This is a genomic window from Arhodomonas sp. KWT (genome assembly GCF_010993615.1).
Genome location: NZ_WNXE01000088.1, coordinates 1 through 11,929 on the forward strand (window position 1 = coordinate 1; position 11,929 = coordinate 11,929).

Genomic DNA, 11,929 nt, shown 5'->3' on the forward strand with positions numbered 1-11,929 from the left:
TGCTCCTGGCAGCCGACATCCCCGAGTCGGAGTTTATCCGGGCCGCTATCCGCGGGGAGCCGGAAAGCCTGGAGCGGAAACGCTATCTGGCCGTTTTCTTCGACGAAGCGGGTGCGTTATATGACCACAGGGCGCTGCGAATTACTGCGCTGGCACAATGCAGCGGAGAGAGCCAGCGGCATGCCAGCCGTCAACACATCGTAGGCGGGCAGCGACAGTCACGCGGGCGGCTCGTCGAGCCACGCGGTCATGGGAGGCTGGACGCCGAGGGCGAGCATGATCAGGGCCACGCCAAGCGACAGGCGTATCGCGATTGCCTCTCCTGCTTGTGGGTGTGTATCCGCTAGGACACCCCGTCGGCTTCGGGCGTGTGTCGCGAGACTCCGTGGCGCACAAACTGTTGCCGAACATGCGAACTGAGGCTCGCAAGAGGCTCCTGGGTCTTGTGTTCGGTCGCTACCACGAGAGCGACTGTAACCGGCGGGAGAGGCGGTAAGCCGGTGGCGGCAGCGGTGATCACTTTCGATGACTCCGGGGCGATGCCACGCATTGGTAATGCTGCCACGCCGAGCCCGGAGACGACGGCGCTCCACACACCTTCGCGGCTCGCACTGGTATAGACCGGCCGCCATCGTAAGTGCTGGCGATCGAGCGCACCGATAGCGCGTGCCCGATAGGCACAGCCCTGGGGAAAACACACCAGCGGCACCGGCTCGTCGGGGAGCCACTGAAGGCCCTCGTGCATCACCCAAACCAGCTCCTCGCGGTAGAGGCGATCCAGTTCCAGCTCCGCCGGCACGTCGTTGTCACAGCGGTTGATGAGCGCGAGGTCCAGCCGGCCCGTCGCGACGTGTTCCTCGAGCTCATCGGAGGCACTGCAGGTCACCTCGAGTTGGACCCGCGGGTGCCGCGCCTGAAAGCGGGCCAGCGCCTGGGAGAGGTCCTGGTGGGCCGCTTCGTCCGATAACCCCAGCCGCACCATACCTGTGAGCCGCGGTGTCCCGAGGGCGGCGGTCGCCTCGCCATGGAGACGAATGAGCTCGCGCGCATACCCAAGCAACGTCTCGCCGAGCGCGGTCAAGCCTCCCACACGTCCCTGCGTGCGCCGTACCAGGCGGTGACCGACGCGCTGCTCCAGGCGCTTGAGCTGCAGGCTGATGGTCGACTGGGTGCGATAGAGCCGCTGACCCGCGCCGGTGAAGCTGCCTTCCTCGGCGATTGCGACGAATACCCGCAGCAGATCGATATCGAGGTCTTTCATAGCAGCGCCTATTGGGTCTGCACATGATGTGCCCTCTGATAATTCATTTTGGCAATTTTGTCCACGCATCTATGGTCGAAAGTGCGTGCCCGTGGCGACCGTGTCCCGTTGACGAGCCTGTGAAAAGGCGGAGGCGACCGCGCGGAAAGGGAGCGCTATGGCGAGCGTACGAGCGACGTTGGAGCGTCCTGAAGATCGGCCCTATCGCTGGTGGGTGCTTGCCGCGGCGATGACCGCGCAGACGACGGCTGCGGTCTCGACTCAGGGTATTGGCGTGCTCGGCGGCTTTATCCAGGCTGATTTTGGTCTCACCAACGCCGGCGTCGGCGCTTTGGCCGGTGTGCTCAATGTCGCCCCCGTGCTCGGCCTGCTGTTCGTCGGCGCGTGGCTCGATCAGGCCGGCGAGCGCCTGGTGATCGGCACGGGCGCGTTTGTCATGGGGCTCAGCATGGCAGCCACGGGTCTGGTTACCGGGCTTGCCGGCTTGTTGGTGTGCCTGCTGTTTGTGGGAGTGGGTTATAGCACCGCTCAGCCAGGTGGCAGTAAGGCGGTCTTCCACTGGTTCGCTCCGCGGGAGCGCGGGTTGGCTATGGGCCTGCGGCAGGCCGGGCTACCGCTTGGCGGCGTGATGGCGGCTGCCCTTTTCCCGGGCATCGCGAATGATCTCGGCTGGCGCTCGGCCTTTCTGGCCGGCGCCGGAGTCGTGCTCGCCGGCGGCGCGTTGTTCTGTCTGGTGTACCACTCGCCCAATCGCGAAGGGCGGGCGGCATTGCCGGTAGGGTCGTCGGATTTTATTCCGATGCGTTCGCACGCGCGTGCACTTCTCGCGTTACCGGCTTTCCGACTTGCAGCGTTCGCCGGCGTGGTGTTGATCACGCTGCAGACCATTGCGTTGATGTTTCTCGCACTCTATTACCGGGACAGCCTGGGAATGCCACTTACATTGGGCGCGGTTCACCTGCTGCTCATGCAGCTTGCCGGCGCGGCGGGGCGTATAGTGCTAGCGGCATTGAGCGATCGTATCGCTCGTGGCCGAACAGTAATGGTGGCGGCGACCGCCGTCGGTTGCCTGACAGGGCTGGTGGCCGTGGGGCTCGTCCCTGCGATAGACCCCGACCCTGTGCTGCTGTACGCAGCTTCGGCCTGGCTCGGCTTTTTCGGGTTTGGCTGGTATGGACCATGGGTAGCATGGATTACCGAGATCAGCCCTCATGAACGCCTCGGCACCACACTTGGCATCGCCATGGCGATCAATCAGATAGCTATCGTGGTGACCCCCATCGTCTTCGGTGCACTGGTTGACGCTGCTGGCGGTTATCGCTTGCCTGGAGCCGTGCTCATGGGGGTGATCGCCATGTACCTGGGCTACGCAAGCCTCGTTGCACCGCGCGTATCGCGTTCCTGAACAAATGGGTTACGAGTCCGTCGCCTGAGCTCGTCGGTCAGCGGTGCAGCCTGCATACGTTGTAGCGGTAGGAGCGTGGTTCAAAGTCAGGCGGGTGGTCGACGTCGCAGAGACCGGCCATGAGCGAGCGCGCTGGGCGTCGGTCACCCGGGTATTCCCCGACCCTTGTACCCGTCGTTGAGATAAGTTCCTCGGCGTGAGCCGACCGACTCGGCAGCCCCCGGATCGCAGCGGTGGAGTCTTTCCTTCCGGTAAACGTGATCGGTTCACTCATTGGCTTCAACGGAACCTCGGTGGGTGCCGAGGAGCAAGCTACGTTTCGACGGAGTTCGTGGAGAACTTCGTCGAGCTCCAAAGGAGCCTCGACGGGATGCCGAGGAGCACCTGCGTATTGGCCGTCCGCGCCGCGCCCTTCATCTCGGCATCGAAGGTACCGACCCCAGCTTTGATCGACTTCTCGAAATCGGCTACGTTCGCCTTGAGAGTGATCTGAACGGTGTTATCGGCCATGAGAAGGAACTCGCATTGGGGTCATTGGGTCGGACGCATCCTCGGATGGTCGGCCTTGGCCTATTTCTTCGCTTTCACTATCTCTCTGCTGGCGGTGGGCCCGGCGCACTGGCTGACAGAAGCGCTCGTGACCCCCATGTGGGCCATTAGCCCCATCGCCGTCTTCATCCATGATTACCTCTGGCCTTTCCTGCTCGGGGCCGTTGCCATGGCGATCCTTGTTGGGATCGTCTTCGCCGTGCTGCGCCTGATCGGCCTCGCCCTCATCCCGCCCCGCCGGCGATAGCCGCGGCGGCCTCACTGGCCGCCGGACTTCCCGGCCTCCGTGATCTCCTCGATCGCCGCCTGGAACAGGGACCACGGATAATCCCCGGCCCCCGGGTGACCGGCCCGCATCACCGCGGCGAGGGAGCGCTCGAAGGCGGCGCCCCGTCGCCGCGCGTGCCCTCGAGGGCGACCTGACCGATCCGTCCGAGCCGATCGCGCATCGCGAAGCTTCAAAGGAGCCTCGGCGGGATGCCGAGGAGCACGGGCCGCGATCCGGGGGCTGCCGTGTCCACCAACCCGATGTCCACGATCAGCACGTGGTCTTCCGTCATGTGGATGACTTCGGCGAGCGGCCCACGAGCGCGCCGTGGCGGCAAGTCGTGGCCGGACGTCCAGGAGCCGCCGGTCGCCCGCGCGGTGGCCGAAGCCGGGGTAGGTGACCTCCTGGCCCGGTCGCTGCCCGATGGTGGCGGGGCCGTCCTTCCGCTCATCGGCACCAAGCCGCAGAAATGCCCCGGAATCCGGTTCCGCCGGCCTCTCGGGCGGATTCGCCGCAATTTCCTTCAATAACAGTTGGAACGTTCAATACGCCGCACCGGCGCTTTGTAAGACTCCTTCCGCAATACCCCGGGCCAAATGGCCCACGCGCACCGGATGATCTGCCCGCGGACGACACCGACAGACTGCGTAGCGGGGGAGGCCATCGCGTCGAGTCCAGCCCGAGGGCGGACCCCGCGCCGGCGCCCCCTTCGCGGGAGCTGAAGCCGAGATTTGTGGAAACTAGGAGTGGACATGGATAGAGAGACGAACGCCTCTCGGCGCCGTACTCGCCGCAACCATCGCCTGAACGGCCTGCTGATGGGATGCGTGACACTCGTTGTCGCGTCAGCGGGCGCCCACGCCCAGGAGGCCTCCGAAACGGAGGGTGAGGTCTATCGGCTCTCGCCGATCCTCGTCGACAGCGCCGTGCAGCCGGACGACGACGCGAACTCGATCGTCGCCCATGAGCTCTGGGTCGGGGGCAAGGTCGCGACCAGCGTTCTGGATACGCCGGCCTCGGTGTCCGTGATCACCGAAAAGGAGATCGAGGAGCGTAACGCCGAGACCGTCGAGGAGGTGCTGAACTACACGCCCGGCATCATCACCGACTACTACGGTGGTGACGACCGCAACGACTATTTCCTGGTGCGCGGGTTCCAGGCCTCGACCTATCGCGACGGCATGACCCTGGGCTCGATGCGCGGTGTGCGCGAGGAGCCCTACGCCTTCGAGCGCGTCGAGGTCCTGAAGGGGGCCAACTCGACCCTGTTCGGGCCCTCCGATCCCGGTGGATCGGTGAACTACGTGAGCAAGACGCCCAAGTTCGAGCGCTTCGGCGAAGGCTACGTCCAGGGCGGTTCCTTCGACCATCGCGAGGCCGGTTTCGACCTCGGGGACACGCTGAACGAGACGTCCACGCTGGCCTTCCGGCTCACGGGCAAGGTCAAGGACAGCGAGCTCGAATACGACCATTCACGCGACGACGAGAAGTTCGTGATGGGCAGCCTGACCTGGGAGCCGAGCATCGACACCTCGTTGACCGTCGTCGCCGACTACCTCAAGCGGGAGAGCACCCCCAACAGCGGCGGCTACCCCCTGGACCGCGAGTACGATCGCAGCCGGTTCTTCGGCGAACCCGGCTTCAACTACCACGACGTGGAACGCGGGACCGTTTCCGCGATGTTCGAGCACGACTTCGGCGGCGGGCTGTCCGTGCGGGCCAACGCGCGCTACAGCGATCTGACCGACGACTCCGGTTACGTCTACCTCTATGACTTCGCGGGCCGGACCGGCGACGTCCTGTCCCGCTACTATTTCGGCGGCGACTCGTCAGCCGAGGAGGTGATCGGCAACACGATGCTGCAGTACGACGCCAGCGTCGGCCCGGTGGACAGCAGCACGCTGGCCGGCGTCGAGTATCGCGACGCCTCGTCGGACTCGAATTCGTTCTACGGCCTGGCCTCGTCGATCGACGTCTCGGATCCCGTCTACTCCGGCGGCCCCAGCAGCACGTCCCCCTACCGGGAAGAGGACACCGACTACGAGGCCAAATCCCTGTTCCTTCAGCAGAACCTGTCGTTCTACGACCGGGTGATCGTGACCGGCGGCGTGCGCCATGACTGGCTGGACCTGGAGAGCTCCGGCCAGGAATCCGGCGCTGCCTTCGATGACAGCGACGACTTCTCCGAGTCCTCCTTCCGGGGCGCGCTGACCTACAAGGTCACCGACGAGATCTCGAGCTACGTGAGCTACGTCGAATCTGTCGCACCGCCGCAGGTCGGCGTCGAGCCCGAGCGGGGCGAGCAGTACGAGCTGGGCGTGAAGTATCGGCCCTCGGGGATTAACGCGATGTTCACCGCGTCCGTGTTCGACCTGACCAAGAAGGACATAACGGTCGCGGTGGTGCAGGACAACGGCGCCATCGAGCGGGAGCTGATCGGCGAGAGCCGGGTCCGCGGCTTCGAGATCGAGGGCAAGGCCGAACTCACCGAGAATCTCAGCCTGCTCGGCGGCTACAGCTATCTGGACACCGAGGTGATCGAGTCGGGTCCGGTGCGCGGCGAGGACGTCGAGGGCAACGAGTTCGCCTCGGTGCCGAATCACCTGGCATCGATCCGCGCGAGGTACGTGGTGCCCGTATCCGGGCTGCGCGGAGACCTGTCCCTCGGGGCGGGGGCCCGCTTCGTCGGCTCCTACTACTTCAACCAGCAGAACAGCAACGGCCAGAGCGACTCGACAGTCCTGTTCGACGCGTCGGCCGGCTACGACGTGACGGAGAACGTCGACCTCCGCGTCGATGTCTCGAACCTGCTGGACGAACAGCATGTCGTGGGCAGCGGCACCGCCAACTACTACAACCCCGGCCGCACCATCATGGCGTCTCTGCGCTACAACTGGTGACCTCCCGGGCGGCCGGTTCCTGCCCGCAGCGATGCGGGCGGGACATTCCGTTCCGGTCTCGCCCGATACCCCGGCACGGGGCGTGCCGGCTCGTGCGAATCGTGGCGGTCAGCCGATTTGGTGGGCACGCCGCCACGCGGCCGGTGTCTCGCCCTCGACCTGGTGGAAGACCCGGGTCAGGTGTGCCTGGTCCGAGAAGCCGAGCCGGTCGGCGATCTCCGAGATGCTGCGCTCACCCTCGCCCAGCAGGGTCTTCGCCAGATCGATGCGCTGCCGCGACTGCCATTGCAGCGGTGTCATGCCGGCGGTGTTCCTGAACACACGGGAGAACCAGCTTTCGGACAGGCCCACGGCCTCGGCCATCTCGGCGACCGTCAGGCGCCGTCCGCCCCCGGCCTCGAACGTGGTGATGATCCTGCGCATCTGTGCGCGCGTGAGCCGGCCTTCCGCGCGTTGCGTGCGCCTTTCCCTCAGGTCGAGCACGCCGGTGACCAGGCTCGCGGCGAGACTCTCCGCGTAGAGGTCGTGGTGTTCCGGCATCGTGACTTCGTCGACCATCAGTTGCGCCAGCCTCTCAAGGCCGCACGTCTTCTCCACCTCGGCGGGGCGGCGAAGGATCCCCAGTGCGGCGGCGCGCCCCAGCGACGGTGCGAGAAGGTTCACCATCTTCTGCGGATTCAGATGAATGTCCAGATGAGAGAAGGACAGAGGCGAGGTGAACGACGTCCACATGGGCGTCCCGGCGGGAACGTAGAACGCGCGTGCCATGGGCCGGCCCGTGCGCCTGACCGCACCCTTCCGCTCGGCCACCCGGATCGAGGAGACGTCCGAGAAGAAGATGCTGATCCGCGGGTTGGCAGAGAGGTAGTAGCCCCTGCCGCCCGCCTCGCCCTCCGCCTCCCAGAAGGCGCCGATCAGCCCGTCGAGCCTCCGGCACCTGAGCGGAGCGGTGGGATGGATCCCTTCCGTCCGCCCGGTGAACTGGTGGTGATAGCTCATCTGCGTCCTGCCCCGCGCGATCGGATCCTGCCGCCGGCGGCGCCGGACCGTGCGTCGCGGACCGTCAGGCCCGGACGCGGACCCTGCCGGAGTGGCGGGCAAGACCGCTGCGTGCGCCGTTTTCTATGTCGTCTGCAAGACGCTTCGGAAACCCCTGCCGGGCATCGAAGCACGCTTGCGAAACGGAAATTGTATGCAAATGAGACGCATTTTTAAACATTCGTGATCGGCCGTTGTGGGTGCTGCGTGGCCAGTGCCGTCGAGACGTCTAGTGTCATTCGTCTCTGGAGACCCGCATCCGCCGCGAGCGCTTCCCGGCCTAGGTCGTGACGGTCAAGCCGTGGACGTATACCGTCTCCGTCTCCTTGACGTGATGGCAACCTCTCACACAGGGCTCGCACGGAAAGTCCGGGTTGCAGCACCCTCCCAATGTAGGTCGGCTGCTCAAGGCAGCCGACACTCTCGGAATAGCCGTCTAAACGGAGCCTCGGCGGGATGCCGAGGAGCACCCGCAGACGCAGTATACCCAGCTCCCGTACAGCGAGCGGCTTCAAAGGAGCCTCGGCGGGATGCCGAGGAGCACAGCGGCAGCGCCAGTGCGGGCGACCAGGCGGCCAAGCTTCAAAGGAGCCTCGGCGGGATGCCGAGGAGCACAAGGTAGCTCCGGAGCGCGCTTTCGTTTTGCCCCGTGCTTCAAAGGAGCCTCGGCGGGATGCCGAGGAGCACGGCTGCGGAAGAGACGCGCAGGCGGTGAGCAAGAGCGCGCTTCAAAGGAGCCTCGGCGGGATGCCGAGGAGCACTATTTTCATAGTCACTCCGTAAGTAGGGCGCAACATAAGCTTCAAAGGAGCCTCGGCGGGATGCCGAGGAGCACCAGATAGTTAGCCGTTCCTGCGGAGCGGCTTTTCTAGCTTCAAAGGAGCCTCGGCGGGATGCCGAGGAGCACTCTGCACCTGTGGGGCGAGGCCAAGTGGGCACAGCTGGCTTCAAAGGAGCCTCGGCGGGATGCCGAGGAGCACGGTGGGACCGGTGAGACTTGAACTCACAACCAATGGCTTGCTTCAAAGGAGCCTCGGCGGGATGCCGAGGAGCACCCAGACGACCCGCTCCTGATCGTCGACGTCGCCGCCCAGCTTCAAAGGAGCCTCGGCGGGATGCCGAGGAGCACGATGAGTTTGATGAATACAACGAAGGTGAAGATACAGCTTCAAAGGAGCCTCGGCGGGATGCCGAGGAGCACCCGACGGCGACAACGTGTATTACATCGGCGATACGAAGGAGCTTCAAAGGAGCCTCGGCGGGATGCCGAGGAGCACCCCAAAGCACTCGCGCTCCACGTACAAATCCGCGTCGCTTCAAAGGAGCCTCGGCGGGATGCCGAGGAGCACACCCCTTCGCGAGCATGTAGCTCTGCATGAGGAGCTTGCTTCAAAGGAGCCTCGGCGGGATGCCGAGGAGCACCCGACTCGAAGTCGGTGCAGCTCATGGAGCTGTGCGGGCTTCAAAGGAGCCTCGGCGGGATGCCGAGGAGCACTCCAGCGCAGCGATATCGACCTTGGATGCCAGGTCGCTTCAAAGGAGCCTCGGCGGGATGCCGAGGAGCACCGGCTTCCCAGCGCTGTCTCCCACCAATGGCGCGGCGCTTCAAAGGAGCCTCGGCGGGATGCCGAGGAGCACTCCGCAGCGGCTACTCGGCCACACGACGCGCCGACGCTTCAAAGGAGCCTCGGCGGGATGCCGAGGAGCACCGAGCTTGTCCGCCAAATGCCGCGCCAGCGTCGCGTGCTTCAAAGGAGCCTCGGCGGGATGCCGAGGAGCACCCAAAGTAGTTCTCCGCTAAAGCATCGAACGTCATAGCAGGCTTCAAAGGAGCCTCGGCGGGATGCCGAGGAGCACCTCCTCAGCGCAGGATAGCAAATGGCGAACACGGTCGCTTCAAAGGAGCCTCGGCGGGATGCCGAGGAGCACGCGCACGATCAATGCGCTGCGGCGCTGGGCAATCGCGTGCTTCAAAGGAGCCTCGGCGGGATGCCGAGGAGCACCTTCTGGAAATCGGCATCCAGCCGTTCGCGGAGCGCGCGGCTTCAAAGGAGCCTCGGCGGGATGCCGAGGAGCACCTACCGCCAGCGCGTGTTCCGGCTGAGCGAGAAGAAGGCTTCAAAGGAGCCTCGGCGGGATGCCGAGGAGCACGAAGCGTGTTTCTTAGCTATAGATAAAAGTTTCTTAGGCTTCAAAGGAGCCTCGGCGGGATGCCGAGGAGCACAATGCCCCGGGGTAAACCGCCGTCTCCGTGAACCCCGCTTCAAAGGAGCCTCGGCGGGATGCCGAGGAGCACCCGCCCGGGCGTCACTGCGAGTGCCCCGCGGGAACGTGCTTCAAAGGAGCCTCGGCGGGATGCCGAGGAGCACATCCGTGCTCGCACAGCGGCTTGCGCAGCGCGACGCGGCTTCAAAGGAGCCTCGGCGGGATGCCGAGGAGCACGTGGCTGGCGAGGAAGTCGAGCCACTCGCGCACCGGGCTTCAAAGGAGCCTCGGCGGGATGCCGAGGAGCACAACACTGAAACCATTGAACTGCCCGAGGTAGACGACGCTTCAAAGGAGCCTCGGCGGGATGCCGAGGAGCACCGCAATAGCGCCAAGGAATAAGGAATTAAGGGCTTATGCTTCAAAGGAGCCTCGGCGGGATGCCGAGGAGCACCTGAACCGGGCCGCCAGCTCCGCCGATCGCGCCGCCGAGCTTCAAAGGAGCCTCGGCGGGATGCCGAGGAGCACATGAGGGCAGCGAACGCCATCACCGATCAGCGCGGGCAGCTTCAAAGGAGCCTCGGCGGGATGCCGAGGAGCACCCGGCCATGACCGGGAAACTGGACGTCGGTGCATCGCGGCTTCAAAGGAGCCTCGGCGGGATGCCGAGGAGCACATAAACGTAGGCAGAGCAAAGCTAGAGATATCGATGGCTTCAAAGGAGCCTCGGCGGGATGCCGAGGAGCACACGGCGGTTGTGTAGTCCGCGGCAGATACGACGCCGCTTCAAAGGAGCCTCGGCGGGATGCCGAGGAGCACGATGCGGCGCAAATCCTCCATGCTGCCGGTGGATTCTTGCTTCAAAGGAGCCTCGGCGGGATGCCGAGGAGCACGCTGGACGAGGCCCGCGATCTGGCCGGTGTGCCGTTCGGCTTCAAAGGAGCCTCGGCGGGATGCCGAGGAGCACGCCGAGACTGCCCCGCGCCAAGACGGACCAGGCCGGAGCTTCAAAGGAGCCTCGGCGGGATGCCGAGGAGCACCTCGGGCGAGCCAGATCAACTGGGACGCCTGGGCGCGGCTTCAAAGGAGCCTCGGCGGGATGCCGAGGAGCACAGCGCGCACGTGAACGCTACATCGAGGACGCCGAGCTGCTTCAAAGGAGCCTCGGCGGGATGCCGAGGAGCACTCGGGTGAAGCGGGAGGCGATGGCTTGCGATGTAGGGCTTCAAAGGAGCCTCGGCGGGATGCCGAGGAGCACGTCGTCGGCGACCCAGTGCACCGCCGGCGTGCGCAGGCTTCAAAGGAGCCTCGGCGGGATGCCGAGGAGCACATGCCTCCGTTTTGTATTTATTTAAAGGATTTAACGAGCTTCAAAGGAGCCTCGGCGGGATGCCGAGGAGCACTTCTTCTCCGACCTGGAGGAGCCGAACAAGATGGACGAGCTTCAAAGGAGCCTCGGCGGGATGCCGAGGAGCACATCAACAATGATAGTTCCTCGCCCCATATACACCCCGCTTCAAAGGAGCCTCGGCGGGATGCCGAGGAGCACGCGTCGGAATCTCCCCAAGCGCGTCTTCGATCGTCTCGCTTCAAAGGAGCCTCGGCGGGATGCCGAGGAGCACGGCACTTCACGGACGAGCTCCCGAACCTGAAAGACACCCAGCTTCAAAGGAGCCTCGGCGGGATGCCGAGGAGCACCCGCTCCATGCGGGATGCGCACCTTATGACTCGAGCGGCTTCAAAGGAGCCTCGGCGGGATGCCGAGGAGCACGCGACATGGATGCGCTCACCGGCAGCATCAAGGGGATGAGGCTTCAAAGGAGCCTCGGCGGGATGCCGAGGAGCACTTCTTCGCCATCACTGCCTCCGCTTGGTGGTTGGTCTGCGCTTCAAAGGAGCCTCGGCGGGATGCCGAGGAGCACCCGGTCCAGGAGCCGGCGGAATCCGGCGACGACCTCGCTTCAAAGGAGCCTCGGCGGGATGCCGAGGAGCACGTAATAGCAGGCCCCGGCAGGGTTAAGATAGTTCATTCTGCTTCAAAGGAGCCTCGGCGGGATGCCGAGGAGCACCGAGAGGGCAGGGGAGGAGCCACGACCGCGCCCCTGGGCTTCAAAGGAGCCTCGGCGGGATGCCGAGGAGCACGTGATCCCGGTGTACAGCCACTGGCGGCGGTCTGGGCGGCTTCAAAGGAGCCTCGGCGGGATGCCGAGGAGCACCAGCGTGGTGGAGTTCGACGAGAGCCGCGTCTACCCGAGCTTCAAAGGAGCCTCGGCGGGATGCCGAGGAGCACACAACCTGGGTTC

7 protein-coding genes and 1 CRISPR repeat array are annotated in these 11,929 nt (G+C 65.1%); of the genes, 4 read left to right on the forward strand and 3 right to left on the reverse strand.

The annotated features are described in order from the left end of the window. The coding region (locus G7A99_RS24915) for a hypothetical protein (RefSeq protein WP_205599840.1) at positions 1-347 on the forward strand (347 nt) is incomplete at its 5' end. Here the strand turns inward: G7A99_RS24915 and G7A99_RS12580 are convergent. Then, positions 344-1,261 carry a LysR substrate-binding domain-containing protein gene (locus tag G7A99_RS12580; RefSeq protein ID WP_163140631.1) on the reverse strand — a complete coding sequence of 306 codons (918 nt, stop codon included), beginning with the start codon at positions 1,259-1,261 and terminating at the stop codon, positions 344-346. The two genes, G7A99_RS24915 and G7A99_RS12580, sit on opposite strands and share 4 nt — an antisense overlap. A 157-nt stretch (positions 1,262-1,418) precedes the next feature. Here G7A99_RS12580 and G7A99_RS12585 point away from each other — a divergent pair, with 157 nt between their 5' ends. Then, entirely contained in the window at positions 1,419-2,666 is a 1,248-nt protein-coding gene (locus tag G7A99_RS12585) for an MFS transporter (protein WP_163140633.1), read from the forward strand. Between the two features lie 312 nt (positions 2,667-2,978). Here the strand turns inward: G7A99_RS12585 and G7A99_RS12590 are convergent, their stop codons facing one another. Beyond that, complete coding sequence (locus G7A99_RS12590) at positions 2,979-3,176, reverse strand: hypothetical protein (protein ID WP_163140635.1); 198 nt, start codon at positions 3,174-3,176, stop codon at positions 2,979-2,981. A 55-nt stretch (positions 3,177-3,231) separates the two neighbouring features. On the opposite strand from G7A99_RS12590, the gene G7A99_RS12595 reads away from it, so the two are divergent. Further along, positions 3,232-3,462, forward strand: coding sequence for a hypothetical protein (locus G7A99_RS12595; protein WP_163140637.1), 231 nt, complete (start codon positions 3,232-3,234; stop codon positions 3,460-3,462). Positions 3,463-4,235: 773 nt separating this feature from the next. Continuing rightward, on the forward strand, positions 4,236-6,383 hold the full coding sequence (locus tag G7A99_RS12600) for a TonB-dependent siderophore receptor (protein WP_163140639.1): 2,148 nt from the start codon (positions 4,236-4,238) through the stop codon (positions 6,381-6,383). Between the two features lie 108 nt (positions 6,384-6,491). Here G7A99_RS12600 and G7A99_RS12605 read toward each other — a convergent pair whose 3' ends face one another. After that, the gene (locus G7A99_RS12605; RefSeq protein WP_163140641.1) at positions 6,492-7,382 is read right to left on the reverse strand and encodes an AraC family transcriptional regulator; all 891 of its coding nucleotides are present in this window, start codon (positions 7,380-7,382) and stop codon (positions 6,492-6,494) included. A gap of 473 nt (positions 7,383-7,855) precedes the next feature. Further along, positions 7,856-11,916: direct repeats of the CRISPR family, unit length 36 nt; unit sequence GCTTCAAAGGAGCCTCGGCGGGATGCCGAGGAGCAC. Positions 11,917-11,929: the final 13 nt, after the last annotated feature.

What these genes read in the sequence shown, in the direction of transcription:
- G7A99_RS12605 (WP_163140641.1), bottom strand. Translation starts at nt 7,382, where the DNA reads ATGAGCTATCACCACCAGTTCACCGGGCGGACGGAAGGGATCCATCCC.
- G7A99_RS12600 (WP_163140639.1), top strand. Translation starts at nt 4,236, where the DNA reads ATGGATAGAGAGACGAACGCCTCTCGGCGCCGTACTCGCCGCAACCAT.
- G7A99_RS12580 (WP_163140631.1), bottom strand. Translation starts at nt 1,261, where the DNA reads ATGAAAGACCTCGATATCGATCTGCTGCGGGTATTCGTCGCAATCGCC.
- G7A99_RS12590 (WP_163140635.1), bottom strand. Translation starts at nt 3,176, where the DNA reads ATGGCCGATAACACCGTTCAGATCACTCTCAAGGCGAACGTAGCCGAT.
- G7A99_RS12585 (WP_163140633.1), top strand. Translation starts at nt 1,419, where the DNA reads ATGGCGAGCGTACGAGCGACGTTGGAGCGTCCTGAAGATCGGCCCTAT.